This is a genomic window from Thalassobacter sp. 16PALIMAR09, from assembly GCF_000765485.1.
Lineage (GTDB): Bacteria > Pseudomonadota > Alphaproteobacteria > Rhodobacterales > Rhodobacteraceae > Thalassobacter > Thalassobacter stenotrophicus.
In genome coordinates, this window is sequence record NZ_JHAK01000004.1 from 83,894 (window position 1) to 98,238 (window position 14,345).

Below are 14,345 nucleotides of genomic sequence, written 5' to 3' on the forward strand. Positions count from 1 at the left end.
CCAGTTTAGCCCCATGCTCTGTTCATGGCAGCTGACCAACCTTCCAACGCTTTCAAAGAGGCGCCTTTGCCGGGGTTCCTCGTGGACTGCACACCACCTATCCCTAATGGGTCTCGTTCTACCCCACCCCCCCCCAGCGAACGAGATCACAGGCGTGACCACCGCTCCCGGCTAAGACATCGCTTTATGGAGGGCGGGGCAGCTGCCATGCCTGACTATGAGCTATTGGAGTTGATATTGTTTCGCGCGCTTCCGCGGGGTGATACCAAGCCATTGGCAAAGCGGCTACTCAAGACCTTTGGTGACCTGAACCGGGTAATGGCGGCCTCGCCTGCGCGGATCAAGGACGTGAACGGTGCAGGGCAGGCCGTGATCGAACAACTCAAGATCATGGAGGCTGTGGCCCACCGCATGGCGCGGGCGCAAGTGATCCAAAAGCCGATCCTATCGTCGTGGGATAGCTTGCTAGGTTACCTTCAGACCGCGATGGCGCATCAGCAGATTGAGCAATTCCGCGTTCTGTATCTGGACCGGAAAAATGTCCTGATCGCAGACGAGGAACAGGGAAAGGGCACCGTGGATCATGTGCCCGTTTACCCGCGAGAGGTCGTGAAACGCGCGCTTGAGCTTAACGCCTCTGCATTGATCCTCGTGCACAATCACCCATCGGGTGATCCGTCACCCTCGGAGGCCGATATCGAGATGACCTATGCGATCCGCGACGCAGCGCAGGTTTTAGGTATCGTTCTGCATGACCATTTGATCATCGGCAAAGCGACGGAGCTAAGCTTTCGCAGCCAAGGCCTGCTTTAGTAGCTTCCGTGGCAGTGCTTGAACTTTTTGCCTGACCCACAGGGGCATTTGTCGTTGCGGCTTGGATTTCCCCAAGTGCTTTGATCGTTCTCGTTAAAGTCTGGTGCCGCAGCTTCGGCTCCATCAGCCGCTTCTGCCGGGGCGCTTCCTGATGCGGCAGCCTGTTGAGCGGCTTGCTGCGCCATAAGTTGCGCGATCAGGGCTTTTTGCTCTTCTTCCGTGCGGGGGCGGATGGTCGACAAAATCTTCGTCACCTCGGCGCGCAGACTATCAAGCATCGAGGCAAAGAGCTGGAAGCCTTCGGTTTTGTACTCATTCAAAGGGTCCCGCTGCGCATACCCGCGGAAGCCCACGACTGAGCGCAATTGTTCCAGCATCAAAAGATGCTCACGCCATTTGCTATCAATCGTCTGCAAAAGCACCTGCTTTTCGATGGTGCGCATCGCATCGGGGCCAAACTGAGCCGCCTTCGCAGCCATGTATTCGTCGGCCGCTTTTACGATCCGCTCACGCATGACATCTTGGTCCACGCCGTCTTCTTCGGCCCAGTCTTTGACCGGCATGTCGATGTTCAGATGTGCCGTGATATCAGCGTTCAGAGCCTCGGTATCCCACTGCTCCGAGTAGCTGCGAGGGGGCATATGAAGGTCAATCAGGTCGTCGATCACCTCATGACGCATGTCGCGCGCCACCTCCGAGATATCCTCGGCTTCCATGATCTCAAGACGCTGCTCAAACACCGCTTTACGCTGGTCATTCATCACATCGTCGAACTTCAACAACTGTTTGCGGATATCAAAGTTGCGGCCTTCGACCTTGGCTTGTGCCTTTTCAAGCGACTTGTTGACCCAAGGGTGCACGATGGCCTCACCCTCTTTCATCCCAAGCGTCGAAAGCACTTTTTCCAGCCTCTCCGAGCCGAAAATCCGCATCAGGTCATCATCAAGCGAGAGGAAAAAGCTGGACCGACCGGGGTCACCCTGACGGCCCGAACGGCCGCGCAGCTGGTTATCAATCCGGCGGCTTTCATGGCGCTCCGTGGCAAGCACAAATAGCCCGCCCGCATCCAGAACCTTTTGTTTTTCCTCAGCGACCTCGGCTTCGATCCGGGCACGGGTTTCCGCAGGATCGGCGTCGGGGGTGTCAGCCATGGCTTGCAAAACGCGCATTTCAACGTTGCCACCCAGTTGGATGTCGGTGCCACGGCCCGCCATGTTGGTGGCAATAGTGACCTGACCCAGTTTGCCCGCGTCCGCTACGATTTGGGCTTCTTGCTCGTGTTGGCGGGCGTTCAAAACGTTGTGCGCGATGCCCTCTTTCGTCAGCAACTGGCTCAGCATTTCTGATTTTTCGATCGAAGTGGTGCCGACCAGAACGGGCTGGCCCTTGGCGTTCGCTTCCTTGATCGAAATTACCACGGCGCCGAATTTTTCTTGTGCGGTGCGATAGATTTGATCGTGCTCGTCCACACGCGCGATGGGCTTGTTGGTGGGCACTTCGACCACGCCCAATCCGTAGATGGATGCAAATTCTTCGGCCTCGGTCGCCGCTGTCCCGGTCATGCCGGACAGCGTGTTGTACAGGCGGAAATAGTTCTGGAACGTCACCGAGGCGAGTGTCACGTTTTCGGGCTGAATTTGGCAGCCTTCTTTTGCCTCAATCGCTTGGTGTAGACCGTCGCCCAAACGTCGCCCGGCCATCATGCGGCCCGTGAACTCGTCGATCAAAACGACCTCATTGTTGCGCACGATATATTGTGTGTCTTTCAAGAACAGCTTGTGTGCGCGCAGACCCTGATTGACGTGATGCACCAGTGTGACGCTTTCGGGATCGTACAGGGACTGCTCCGCATCCAGCAGACCAGCTTCGTGAAGGATCTCCTCAAGGAACTCGTTGCCTTCGTCAGTAAAGGTCACGTTCCGGGTCTTTTCGTCGAGCGTGTAATGCTCTTCGCGGACCTGCGGGATCAGTTCGTTTACCTTGATGTACAGGTCAGAACGATCCTCAGAGGGACCCGAGATCACCAGCGGTGTCCGCGCCTCATCGATCAGGATCGAGTCGACTTCATCCACGATGGCAAAGAAATGCCCGCGCTGCGCCATGTCGGATTTATTGGCGCGCATGTTGTCGCGCAGGTAGTCAAAACCCAACTCGTTGTTGGTCGCGTATGTGATGTCCGCCGCGTAGGCCGCTTGCTTTTCGGCCTCGGGCTGCTGAGGGTAAACGACGCCGGTGGTCATGCCCAATTGCGCGAACACCTTGCCCATCCATTCGGCGTCACGTTTCGCGAGATAATCGTTAACGGTCACGACGTGGACGCCCTTGCCCGCAAGCGCATTGAGGTATGCGGGCAGAGTGGACATGAGGGTCTTGCCCTCACCGGTTTTCATTTCGGCGATGTTGCCTTCGTGCAGGAAAATCCCGCCCAATAACTGCACGTCAAAGGCGCGCAGGCCAAGCGCGCGTCGCGCACCTTCACGGCAGTTGGCAAAAGCTTCGGGCAGTAGCGCATCCAGGCTTTCGCCGTTCTGGGCCCGCTCTTGCAATGTGCGTGTGCGTGCGATGATTTCTTCGTCTGACAGGGCCTGAAATTCAGGCTCCAGCGCATTGATTTGAGCGACAATCTTGCGGGTTGCTTTTACTTTGCGATCGTTCGGCGTGCCAAAAACCTTTTTGGCAATAGTTCCCATCCCCAACATCAGCGTCGCATCCCCAATCGTAAGTTGCACGCAATCGCATGCGTGCGAAAAGTTTGGTGACAGTCCGCTTGTCCCTGTCGCGCGTGACCAGTATCAATGACATGAGCGCTGTTGATAAGGGCGGACTGACTTCGTCTATCGGCACATAAGCGGCTGTCTATGGGCTGTCAACGTGACGAACCCGACATGTGCGCAGGATTGACACTATCACCGGCGCACCGCGCGGTTCCAAACCTCAAAGGATCTTCATGAAACATCTTCTCGCCTCTGCCGCCATGATCGCCTGTCTTACTATGCCCGCCGTGGCGCAGGATGCCGACACAGTTCTTGTGACGGTGAACGGCAAGGACATCACCCTTGGCCATATTATTGCGGTTGCCGATAATCTGCCTGCCCAGTTTCAGCAGTTGCCCGATGCGCAGCTTTATAACGGGTTGTTGGAGCAATTGATCCGTCAGGAGGCACTGGCATCGGGCGTGCGCGACGATATGAGCCGGGCGTTGCGTCTGTCGCTAGAGGCGCAGGAAACCGCGCTTATCGCGAATTTCGTGGTGGACCGGGCCGGCAGCGGCGAAGTGAGCGAGCCCGACCTGCGTGCCCAATATGAAGCGCAATTCGGTAACGCGGAGCCCACGCCAGAGTTCAACGCCTCTCATATTCTGGTCGGAACCGAAGCGGAGGCTGCCTCGTTGGTGAGCCAATTGGCTGAGGGTGCGGATTTCGTGGAACTGGCGAAAACCTTCTCGACTGGTCCGTCGGGGCCCAACGGCGGCAACTTGGGCTGGTTTGGTTTGGGCCAGATGGTGCCCCCCTTTGAAGCCGCGGTGTTGGCACTTGAGGTAGGCGAGGTGTCCGCGCCTGTTGAGACCCAGTTCGGCTGGCATGTTCTGATATTGAACGACCAGCGGGAAGTTGGAGGCCCGACCTTTGATGAGGTTCGGGATGCTCTGGCCGAGTCTGTAAGGGAAGCGCGTGTAACGGCCGCCGTTGAGGGCGCGCTGGCTGCGTCGACGGTCGTGCGCGCCGAAGTGGAAATTGATCCCGCCCTTGTCCGCAATAGCGATCTGATCGCCGACTAAGGCCCATGAAAACGGTTGAGCGTCCTGAGATGTCAAAGAAAAAGCAAAAAATCAAGGCGCTGAAGGCCGAAGTTAAACGCCTTCGTCGCGCGTTAGAGGCACCAAAGGGGCCGTTGGTCTCCCCCTTGGCGCCTGCAGTATTTCCGGAATTGCCTGTTGTGCCCGGTGTGCGCTTTGCCACGGCTGCGGCGGGTGTCAAATACGCGGGTCGCACGGATGTGATGCTGGCGGAATTGGCGCCGGGGACAGCGGTTGCTGGCGTGTTCACGCGTTCCGCCACACGCTCGGCGAACGTGCTGGATTGTCAGGCCAAGATCGGTAGCGCGCCTGACGCAGGGGCCGCAATCATCGTGAATTCCGGCAACTCCAATGCGTTCACAGGGGCGGCGGGCGATGCATCAGTCGCGGCGATTTGTGACGCTGTGGCGCAAGGCTTGGCATTGCCTGTGGACCGGGTCTTTACGGCCTCAACCGGGGTGATTGGGCAGCGTTTGCCCCATGATCGGATTACCGCAAAGGTCACGGAATTGGTCGATGCGCTGCATCCGGATGGTGTGGCCCAAGCCGCCGCTGCAATCATGACGACCGATACTTTTGCCAAAGGTGCTAAGGCGACGGCCGACATTGCGGGCACGCCCGTGCAGGTCGTGGGCATCGCCAAAGGCTCAGGCATGATTGCGCCGGATATGGCCACGATGTTGGTCTATATCTTCACCGATGCTGCGATTGCACAGCCCACCTTGCAGGCTATGTTGGTGCGCCTCACGGACCGGACGTTCAATGCGATTACGGTTGATAGCGACACCTCTACCTCCGATAGCTTGATGCTCGCTGCAACTGGTGTGGCTGAACATACGATGATCGACGACCTTGCAACACCTGAAGCCGCCGCGTTTGAGTCTGCTTTGCACGCCGTTATGCATGACCTTGCCTTGCAGGTGGTGCGCGACGGTGAGGGCGCGACCAAGCTGGTTGAGGTCCAAGTCACCGGTGCGGCAAGCGAAACGGATGCCCGCAAAGTGGCCTCTGCGATCGCGAACTCACCCCTTGTGAAGACCGCTATCGCTGGCGAAGACCCCAATTGGGGGCGCATCGTGATGGCCGTGGGCAAGTCGGGCGCGGTTGCGGACCGCGACACGCTTACAATCCGGTTCGGGGATATCTTGGTCGCGGAAAAGGGCTGGGTCAGCCCCGATTACACCGAGGAAGCGGGCGCCGCCTATATGAAAAACGACCAGATCATCGTCGCCGTCGATCTCGGCGTGGGGGCTGCGCGCGATACAATGTGGACCTGTGATCTGACGTATCGCTACGTCGAGATCAATGCAGACTACCGGTCCTGATCCGGGTTTAGGGGAATAGTATGAAGGTCGTTTTGGTTTCGGCCGTCGCGTTGATTGATGTCGACGGGCGGGTTTTGTTGGGGCAACGCCCCGAAGGCAAAAGCATGGCGGGTCTGTGGGAATTTCCAGGGGGCAAGGTTGAGCCCGGTGAGACGCCCGAAGCCGCATTGGTGCGGGAACTAGAGGAAGAACTGGGCATCAACACGTGGTCGTCCTGCTTGGCGCCGTTAACGTTTGCCAGTCATACTTATGAGGATTTTCACCTCTTGATGCCTCTGTTTGCCTGTCGCAAGTGGGAGGGGCAGCCTCAATCCCGTGAAGGTCAGGCGCTGAAATGGGTGCGGCCCAACGCACTAAAGGATTATCCAATGCCAGCGGCTGATGTGCCGCTCATCCCGATCCTGCGGGATTGGCTTTAGGCTTAAGCGTCAAAATTCATAGACATTTAACTGACCTGAATCGATTTAGGATTGGGTAAATGTGTATGCCTAATACTGCAGCGGGTGCCTCAAAATAAGGCGATAGTGCCCGGCCCGCATACTATATGTGCCTCTGAACTATGCGCAGATGCGTCTAAATCGGCAAAAATACGCGCAAAAGGCGAGCGGTCGGAACTTAAATTAATAGATGCTTAACTTGTGGGCACTATAACGTTTGTGAGGTTGAGGAGGAGCCTGCACAATGATCAAAACCATAATGATTGGATCGACCGTATCCGTGCAGGGCATCTTCGTGAAGCTGCTTCCCAACAAACTGATGCAGGTCCGGGTCGGTTCTCGGATATTCACGGGGCGCCCAGTGGGGGCTGGCTGACCACGTATCGTAGTCAGCCGATCGGGATTTAGACCCAGCCACCAAGGTTATCGCGTACGATGTCCGCGAGAGCATCCATGTGGACATCGTCATCGTTCAGGCATGGGATGTAGGTGAATTGCTCACCACCGGCCTCTTCAAAGCTCTCTTTGATCTCCTCGTTGATCTCTTCCAGTGTCTCGATGCAGTCGGCTGAGAATGCGGGCGCGATGACGGCGATCTTCTTCTTGCCGTCCTCTTCCGCAAGGCGCGCGACCTCTTTTACCGTGTAGGGCTTCAGCCATTCTTCAGGACCGAATTTCGACTGGAAGGTCGTCATAATCTCGCTTTTGTCCCAACCCAACCTTTCGCGCAGCAGACGCGTCGTTTTCTGGCACTGGCAGTGGTAGGGGTCACCCTCCATCAGGTACCGTTTTGGCACGCCGTGATATGAGCAGACCAAGATGTCAGGTCGGTCTTCGATGTTGGCGTAGGCGCGTTCCACGGATTGCGCGAGGGCTTCGATATAGCGCGGGTCGCTCGAATACGCAGAGACTGTGCGCACGGCTGGTTGCCACTTGGGGGCCATCAAAGCGCGGAAAAACTGGTCGTTTGCCGTGGCGCTCGTGGCGCCTGCGTATTGCGGATAAAGCGGGAAAAACAAGATCTTATCACAGCCAGCGGCCAGCATCTGCTCGACCTTGGATTTGGTCGATGGGTTGCCGTAGCGCATGCAATAATCCACCACCACGCGGTCGCCAAAGCTTTCGGCCATACGCTGCGCCATTTTCGCGGTTTGCGCTTTGGTGATTGTGGCCAAGGGGCTCTCGCCTTTGTCCTCGTTCCAGATGGATTTGTACGCCGCACCAGAGCTAAAGGGCCGCTTGGTCAAGATCACGAGTTGCAACAGCGGCTGCCAGAGCCAAGGGGAATAATCGATGACGCGGCGGTCGCTCAGGAACTCACCCAGATAGCGGCGCATGGGCCAGTATGTATAGTGATCCGGCGTGCCCAGATTGGCCAGCAGCACACCGACTTTGCCAAACTTCACCTTTGGGTGATCCGCATCGGCATGGGTCAGCGAGCCGTCGGGCTTGAAGTCGGGCAGGGTGTTGCTTGGGGAATGCATCGCGTCTTTCATGTCGTCTCCGGTGGGGGGTAGATTGTCTCAGTATACTCGACGGTGCCAAGCGCGTCAGCAAGGCGGGCGGTTGCCGAGCCGGGGCGCAGCGGTTTGGGTTGATCGGCAGAGGGTGCCCAGCCGGTTAGAAAGGCCAGCTCAAAGGTCGCCTGGATGCGACCGCCCTCTGCGGGAAAGGCTTGGCTATAAATATGGGCCGCTCGTGGGAAAAGGCCACGTTTGGGCGGTGTTTTGTGTCGATCGGCCAGCGCGTTGGTCTCGCCCATGGCGCGCAGGTCACCGATCAGGTGGGTCAGATCGCGGTAGGTTACGGCGCGTGTGAGCACATCAGCCACAGGCAGGGCCAGCCCTGCACGCCCCAAAAGCGCGCCCAGATCCCGAATATCACCCATCGGTGCGACACGTGGCGATAGCCCGCCCATTTCGGCGGCTTCGGCCTCAGACATGGCGGCGCGCAGTTCGCGCAAGGTTTGCCCGCCAAAGGCTACGCATAACAACAGCCCATCAGGTTTGAGGGCCCGGCGCGCCTGCACCAACTGCCCGACGGGGTCATTGGCCCAGTGCAGGGCCATCGCGTGGATGACCAGATCATGCGCGCCGGGCGTCAGATCCAGCAGGTCAGTGTCGGGCACAATACGGGCATCAGGAAAGGCTGGGCCCCAAATTTGCGGGGCACCGGTCACAATCGCAGGCTCTGTAAACGTTCTATTAACGTCGATGAGTCTTTCTTTGATCTCATCAATGGCGTCGTGGTGCAGAAACCACGCGCCGACATCACCGTGCCGGGCGGCGCGCGCACGGGCATGGGCCAGTGCGGTTTCATCGGTTAGTCGGGGCGTTTGGGTCATCATAACCAGCGTAGATAGGAGAAACCTTTGGGTTTGCAAACCGTCATCCGTGCGCTTTTCCCGCCGCAATGCCTTCTGTGTGAGGCGTGGGTGGCAGAGGCGGGTGGTTTATGCCCGGAATGTTGGCGCGAGACAGAGTTTCTGACGGGTGTTCTGTGCGACAGTTGTGCCGCCCCTCTGCCGGGCTTGGAGGCGGATATCGCTGTACAATGCGACAGGTGCTTGTCCACGCCGCCCCCATGGCGACATGCGCGCGCGGTGATGCGCTATTCAGGGCGGGGGCGGCATTTGGTCTTGGCGCTCAAGCACTCCGACAGGACCGATATTGCGCCGGGTGCGGCGGGCATGATGCACCGTGCTGCCCAAGACATAATCACTACAGAAAGCGTCTTTGTACCGGTCCCGTTGCATTGGACCCGGTTGGCCAAGCGAAGCTATAACCAATCGGCTCTTTTGGCGCAGGCTTTGGCGAAACAGTCGGGTGCTCAGGCAGCGGTGGGCGCGCTGCATCGACCGAAGCGAACACGCTCACTGGGTGGTTTAAATGCAGATGCCCGCGCGCGGGAGCTGGATGCCGCGATCGTCGTTGCCCAGCCGCAAGCTGTTCTGGGCCGTCATGTGATTTTGGTAGATGATGTTCTGACCTCTGGGGCCACGTTGCGTGCCTGTGCCCGTGCGATACTGCAAGCCGGTGCGGCCCATGTTGATATCTTGGTTTTGGCGCGCGCGGCACCTCAGGCCTGATGGCCGTTGCGGCCTCCCGGCTGGACCTTTGGGTGCGGCCATGCTTTAGGACTGTGTAACCCAACGCCCCTGCGAGAGGAGTGCACATGCAACCCGTCGAAATCTATACCTCCCCCACATGTGGTTTTTGCCATGCTGCCAAGCGGCTGTTGTCCTCCAAGTCAGTGAATTTTGTTGAGTTCGACGTCTCGCGCACCCCTGAAAAACGTCAAGAAATGATGTCGCGGGCCCATGGTGGTCACACCGTTCCGCAGATTTTCGTCGGCGACATCCATGTGGGCGGATGCGACGATCTTTATGCCTTGGACCGCGCCGGGAAGCTGGACGCGCTACTGGCCGGGTAGCGAAGCCCGATGAGGCTGGGCCTGATCCAACCCACCGCGAGCGATACGCCCGTCGACAACCTTGCGGCCACGCTGGCTGATATTGAGCGGGCAGTTGATCAGGGCGCCGAATGGGTGCTGACCCCAGAGGTCACCAATTGTGTGTCCGCCAGCCGTACCCGTCAGGTTGAGGTGCTAGAGTTGGAGGAGCATGACACCACCCTGCCTGCTCTGCAAAAAGCGGCGGCGGATCATGGGATTTGGCTGCTGATCGGATCACTCGCGATCAAGACAAACGACCCTGATGGGCGCTTTGCCAACCGGTCGTATCTGATTGATCCTTTTGGTGAAATTACGGCCCGCTACGACAAGATCCATATGTTCGACGTGGACGTGTCCGCGACCGAAACCTACCGCGAAAGCGAAGGCTATCGCCCGGGTGACAGGGCTGTGCTGGCGCAAACCCCCTGGGGCGCTGTGGGCATGACAATCTGCTACGACGTGCGGTTTGCGCATTTGTATCGGGGGCTGGCGCAGGCGGGGGCGACGTTCTTGACTGTGCCGTCTGCGTTCTCGCCCGTCACGGGGGCGGCGCATTGGCATGCTCTCTTGCGGGCGCGCGCCATTGAAACGGGCTGTTTCGTGATTGCGCCTGCGCAAACCGGCACGCACCCGACGACGCGCGGTCGCGCGCGGGCGACCTATGGTCATTCACTTGTCGTCACGCCATGGGGCGACGTGGCGCTGGATGCGGGTGAGGCATGCGGTGTATATCTATGCGACATCGCACCCGAAGAGGCGGCCGCGGCGCGCGCACGCGTGCCCTCGATTACAAAGGATGCGCCCTTTACCGGGCCCTAATGCAGCAAAAAGAATGACGACCGACACCGAAGACCTCGCCGTATCGCTCTTTTCGGAGATGCTCACAGCAGACCAACTGCTGCGCAGCCGGCTGTCAAAAGTGCTGCCCAAGGGGATGGAGTTGAGCCATTTTGCCGTGCTCAACCACCTTGCGCACATCCAAGAGGAGCGGTCCCCTGCGCAACTGGCTCAGACATTTAATGTCACCCGTGGGGCGATGACAAATACGTTGGGAAAGTTGGAATGGGCCGGTCATGTGCACATTCGCCCAGACTGGGATGATGCCCGGCGCAAGATGATCGCGATCAGCCCCGCTGGGATTAAGGCTCGGGATGCCGCTGTGGCGGCCCTTCTGCCGTTGATTGTGGATTTGGTCGAAAGCATCGGGCGCCAAAAGGCGCGTGCGACCGTGCCGGTTCTGCGGGAGATGCGCAATCGGCTGGCTAGGGACGAGTGATCCCATCCGTGCCCGCAGCGTAAAAAGGGCGCCCCGAGGAGCGCCCTTTCTTTAAAATGCATGTCATAAATAATTTTTAGAGGAACCTGAAATCAGGACTTCTTGCGACGGCTCCGCATAAAGGCGATGCCACCCAGGCCTGCAAACAGCAGGGGCAGGGATGCTGGCAGCGGAACAGCAGCCATTGTCAGGTTCGCGAATTCAAACGCGGGCAGACCAGTCGACCTAAACGTGATGGATTCGAAGCCAGCGCCAACCGTATCGGTCACAGTAACCAAAACCGCACCACGTCCGAGACCGGGCGAAGGGAAGATCGGCTGCAGCGCAGGATCTGCACCGTTGATTGTGACGGTGCCGCCGCCACCTGCGAGCTTAATCTCAAGGTCGTTGTAAGTATCCGGCGAACCCCAGATAAACGAAATGACCCCCATAGCATTGCCAGTAAGCGTGTATGTCGCCTCAGTATTGCGCGACACCGCAGTGAACACAGAAGCTGGGTCATCTACATTCAGCGTACCTGTCCAAGGGCTCAACCTTTGGTTAGGCTTGGCTGTAACATTCCCAACGACATTTTCCGCAATAAACGCTGTCGCTCCAGCGGGTGCTGATGCGATTAGGCCGAAAGAGTCCGCAAGCGGGTTTGCAACGGGTGTATTGGGAATGACATTGGATTGCGTGATCGTCACGGCGAATGCCAGTGACGCAGAGGCAGCCAACATCCCCGCAGCAACTAAAGTGGTTTTTAAAGTTTTAAACATGATTTCCTCATCAGTAACTAATCTTAAGATACATTACCTGAGGTGTTTAAAATCTTCAACGTTTTCGTGCAAAAACGACCATAACCCTTAAAAATGGACAAATTTGAGTGAAAACAAGGCACTTATAGGGCAAAGTTGCGCAGTCGTTAAGCACATCACGCTTCGTGACGTTAACGTTTTGTTATCTTTTGATACTCGCGGTCACATAATTGACCGAAAGATCCTTCGCGGAGATTCGCCACTTCCACGTTACCGGGTTGAACTGAAATCCCTTGCGATCAACGGGTGTGAGGCCGGATTGTTCAATGAGTTGAAACAGTTCGTCAGGGGTGATGAACTTGCGCCAGTCGTGGGTACCTTTGGGCAGCCAGCGCATCACATATTCGGCGCCGATGATCCCCATGACAAAGCTTTTGGGGTTCCGATTCAGGGTGGAGCAGATCATCAGCCCGCCCGATTTCATCAACTGCTGGCAGGCCGTCAGATAGGCGAGGGGATCGGCCACATGTTCGACGACCTCCATGTTCAGAACAACGTCAAACCGGGGCTCATCACTGGCGGCCAAATCTTCGGCCGTGGTGCAGCGGTAATCGATTTCGAGGCCGGATTGCTCTGCGTGTAGCTGTGCCACCGGGATGTTCCGTTCGGCGGCATCAACACCCACTACGGTTGCACCCAACCGCGTCATTGGCTCAGCCAAAAGGCCGCCTCCACAGCCAATATCCAGCAGGCGCAGGCCCTTAAACGGCTCTGGTTGGGTCAAGTCACGGTCAAATTCCATCGCGATCTGCTGGGTGATGTAGTCCAACCGGCAGGGGTTCAGCATGTGCAGCGGCTTGAACTTGCCATTGGTGTCCCACCACTCGGCGGCCATGGCTTCGAATTTTGCGATCTCGGCGGCGTCAACTGTTGTGGTCATGGGGGCAACTCTTCGGTAGGGTTTGTGTGGTGCAAGGTTTCCAAAGGGCTATATAGAGCACCCATGGACAGATACCCGAGTCAAAAGCGCGCAGGCGCATACCTGTACCCGCCGTTGGACCCCTGGGACCAGCGAATGCTAGAGGTAGGCGAGGGGCACCGCATCTATGTAGAGCAGTGTGGCAACCCTGAAGGCGCGCCGGTGATTGTGCTGCATGGTGGCCCCGGTGGCGGCTGTAGCCCATCTATGCGGCGCTATTTCGACCCCAATGTGTGGCGGATCATTCTGTTTGATCAGCGTGGATGTGGCCGCTCGCGCCCCCATGCAGTGGTCAAGGACAACACGACTTGGCATCTCGTGCGCGATATCGAGGCCATTCGAAACACGCTAGGCATCGACCGTTGGGCGGTTTTCGGCGGCTCATGGGGGGCGACGCTGGCGTTGATCTACGCGATCACGCACCCCGAGCGCGTCGGTTATCTCGCGGTGCGTGGTGTTTTCTTGATGATGCAGCGAGAGTTGGATTGGTTTTACGGCGGCGGCGCGGGGCAATTCTGGCCCGAGCAATGGGCGCGGTTTGTCGGCCTCATCCCTGAGGAAGAGCGGGACGACCTGATTGCGGCCTATCATTCCCGGCTATTCTCCGGTGATCTGATGCAGGAAACCCGCTATGCGCGGGCTTGGGCCGCGTGGGAAAATGCGCTGGCCTCGATGGCGAGCCAAGGCCACGGTGGGGACAGCCCCGCAGAATACGCACGGGCGTTTTCCCGGCTTGAAAACCATTATTTCGTGAACAAAGGCTGGCTCGAATCCGACGGTTGGATCTTGAACAACCTTGGCCGGATTGCAGGCACCCCCGGTGTGATCGTGCAGGGCCGGTATGATATGATCTGCCCGCCCTATTCGGCGCAGGCTTTGTCGGATGCATGGTCGGGGAGCACACTGCACATGATCCCCAACGCAGGCCATGCCCTGTCAGAGCCGGGGATCAGTGAGGCATTGGTCGAGGCGATGAACCGCGCCGGCCAACGGACCAAATCGCTCGGGCTGCTTTAACGCGGGCATCGCCCAGCAAGGCATGCGCGCACTTCGGCGCGCGCGGCTGGGCTATCACGGTGGAGTGCGTAATCGGGGCAGGGACCGGACCGCAACACGTGGGTGTCGCCCCGCCGCTCCAGAAACGCGATGAACCCGCCTTGGGGCACGGCCCCGCATCGCAGTCCTGCGCAACTCACTTCAACAGTGATGATTTCATTGAAGCGTTGGTTCAGCCCGCCTGCACCCGCGCGAACGCCTGAAAATCGGGCCTTGGCCTCAAAGGATTGCGGCACACCGCGCAGATCCGTGCGTGCGGTGCTTTGCTGTCCACCCAGCCGGTCCACAATGCCTGCCGCAAGCACATAGGCCCGGTCCGAGCCTGCGGCGAAGCGAAAACTGTCCGATAGGGTGGGGGCCTCCCGGCAGGACTGCGCCTGCGCCGAAGACGCGAGTATCAGGGTAATGAAAGCGACACGGAGCATAGCCCACAACCTGCGCGCTCAGAGATGCGCAGGCCAAGGGGGTATATC

General features: G+C 58.4%; 16 protein-coding genes. 10 read left to right on the forward strand and 6 right to left on the reverse strand.

Going from position 1 to position 14,345, the window contains the following annotated elements; all coding sequences use genetic code 11:
- Positions 1-24: 24 nt before the first annotated feature.
- Positions 25-813, forward strand: a complete 789-nt coding sequence (radC, locus tag PM04_RS09975; protein WP_038006290.1) for a DNA repair protein RadC — start codon at positions 25-27, stop codon at positions 811-813.
- Here the strand turns inward: radC and secA are convergent.
- Positions 810-3,512, reverse strand: a complete 2,703-nt coding sequence (secA, locus tag PM04_RS09980) for a preprotein translocase subunit SecA (protein ID WP_038006629.1) — start codon at positions 3,510-3,512, stop codon at positions 810-812. The two genes, radC and secA, sit on opposite strands and share 4 nt — an antisense overlap.
- 248 nt (positions 3,513-3,760) lie before the next feature.
- On the opposite strand from secA, the gene PM04_RS09985 reads away from it, so the two are divergent.
- The 4 genes from PM04_RS09985 (at position 3,761) to PM04_RS18325 (ending at position 6,747) form a co-directional block, all read left to right on the forward strand.
- Entirely contained in the window at positions 3,761-4,591 is an 831-nt protein-coding gene (locus PM04_RS09985) for a peptidylprolyl isomerase (RefSeq protein WP_038006291.1), read from the forward strand.
- A gap of 29 nt (positions 4,592-4,620) precedes the next feature.
- Positions 4,621-5,934 (forward strand): bifunctional glutamate N-acetyltransferase/amino-acid acetyltransferase ArgJ, encoded by a 1,314-nt coding sequence (gene argJ, locus PM04_RS09990; protein ID WP_081945987.1) that lies wholly within the window; start codon positions 4,621-4,623, stop codon positions 5,932-5,934.
- 20 nt (positions 5,935-5,954) lie between these two features.
- The gene (gene mutT / locus PM04_RS09995; RefSeq protein ID WP_038006292.1) at positions 5,955-6,353 is read left to right on the forward strand and encodes an 8-oxo-dGTP diphosphatase MutT; all 399 of its coding nucleotides are present in this window, start codon (positions 5,955-5,957) and stop codon (positions 6,351-6,353) included.
- A 262-nt stretch (positions 6,354-6,615) separates the two neighbouring features.
- Positions 6,616-6,747, forward strand: a complete 132-nt coding sequence (locus PM04_RS18325; RefSeq protein ID WP_255347910.1) for a hypothetical protein — start codon at positions 6,616-6,618, stop codon at positions 6,745-6,747.
- Between the two features lie 28 nt (positions 6,748-6,775).
- On the opposite strand, the gene hemH is transcribed toward PM04_RS18325, so the two are convergent.
- Together hemH and PM04_RS10005 are read right to left on the reverse strand one after the other, a co-directional pair.
- A complete protein-coding gene (gene hemH / locus PM04_RS10000) occupies positions 6,776-7,855 on the reverse strand; it encodes a ferrochelatase (RefSeq protein WP_052068309.1) in 1,080 nt (359 codons plus the stop codon).
- A gap of 8 nt (positions 7,856-7,863) precedes the next feature.
- Positions 7,864-8,715 (reverse strand): methyltransferase domain-containing protein, encoded by an 852-nt coding sequence (locus PM04_RS10005; protein ID WP_038006635.1) that lies wholly within the window; start codon positions 8,713-8,715, stop codon positions 7,864-7,866.
- Positions 8,716-8,742: 27 nt separating this feature from the next.
- Between PM04_RS10005 and PM04_RS10010 the strand changes: the two genes are divergently transcribed.
- The 4 genes from PM04_RS10010 (at position 8,743) to PM04_RS10025 (ending at position 11,100) form a co-directional block, all read left to right on the forward strand.
- Positions 8,743-9,459 carry a ComF family protein gene (locus PM04_RS10010; protein WP_038006294.1) on the forward strand — a complete coding sequence of 239 codons (717 nt, stop codon included), beginning with the start codon at positions 8,743-8,745 and terminating at the stop codon, positions 9,457-9,459.
- 86 nt (positions 9,460-9,545) lie between these two features.
- The gene (gene grxC / locus PM04_RS10015) at positions 9,546-9,803 is read left to right on the forward strand and encodes a glutaredoxin 3 (protein WP_038006295.1); all 258 of its coding nucleotides are present in this window, start codon (positions 9,546-9,548) and stop codon (positions 9,801-9,803) included.
- Between the two features lie 9 nt (positions 9,804-9,812).
- Positions 9,813-10,643, forward strand: a complete 831-nt coding sequence (locus PM04_RS10020; protein ID WP_038006296.1) for a carbon-nitrogen hydrolase family protein — start codon at positions 9,813-9,815, stop codon at positions 10,641-10,643.
- Positions 10,644-10,656: 13 nt separating this feature from the next.
- Positions 10,657-11,100 (forward strand): MarR family winged helix-turn-helix transcriptional regulator, encoded by a 444-nt coding sequence (locus tag PM04_RS10025; RefSeq protein ID WP_038006297.1) that lies wholly within the window; start codon positions 10,657-10,659, stop codon positions 11,098-11,100.
- 92 nt (positions 11,101-11,192) lie between these two features.
- On the opposite strand, the gene PM04_RS10030 is transcribed toward PM04_RS10025, so the two are convergent.
- Entirely contained in the window at positions 11,193-11,858 is a 666-nt protein-coding gene (locus PM04_RS10030; RefSeq protein ID WP_038006298.1) for a VPLPA-CTERM sorting domain-containing protein, read from the reverse strand.
- A gap of 181 nt (positions 11,859-12,039) precedes the next feature.
- Positions 12,040-12,777: a bifunctional 2-polyprenyl-6-hydroxyphenol methylase/3-demethylubiquinol 3-O-methyltransferase UbiG gene (gene ubiG / locus PM04_RS10035; protein ID WP_038006299.1), complete on the reverse strand. Its 738-nt coding sequence runs from the start codon at positions 12,775-12,777 to the stop codon at positions 12,040-12,042.
- A gap of 63 nt (positions 12,778-12,840) precedes the next feature.
- Here ubiG and pip point away from each other — a divergent pair, with 63 nt between their 5' ends.
- Positions 12,841-13,833: a prolyl aminopeptidase gene (gene pip / locus PM04_RS10040; protein ID WP_038006300.1), complete on the forward strand. Its 993-nt coding sequence runs from the start codon at positions 12,841-12,843 to the stop codon at positions 13,831-13,833.
- On the opposite strand, the gene PM04_RS10045 is transcribed toward pip, so the two are convergent.
- Positions 13,830-14,297 carry a hypothetical protein gene (locus PM04_RS10045; RefSeq protein ID WP_038006301.1) on the reverse strand — a complete coding sequence of 156 codons (468 nt, stop codon included), beginning with the start codon at positions 14,295-14,297 and terminating at the stop codon, positions 13,830-13,832. The two genes, pip and PM04_RS10045, sit on opposite strands and share 4 nt — an antisense overlap.
- Positions 14,298-14,345: the final 48 nt, after the last annotated feature.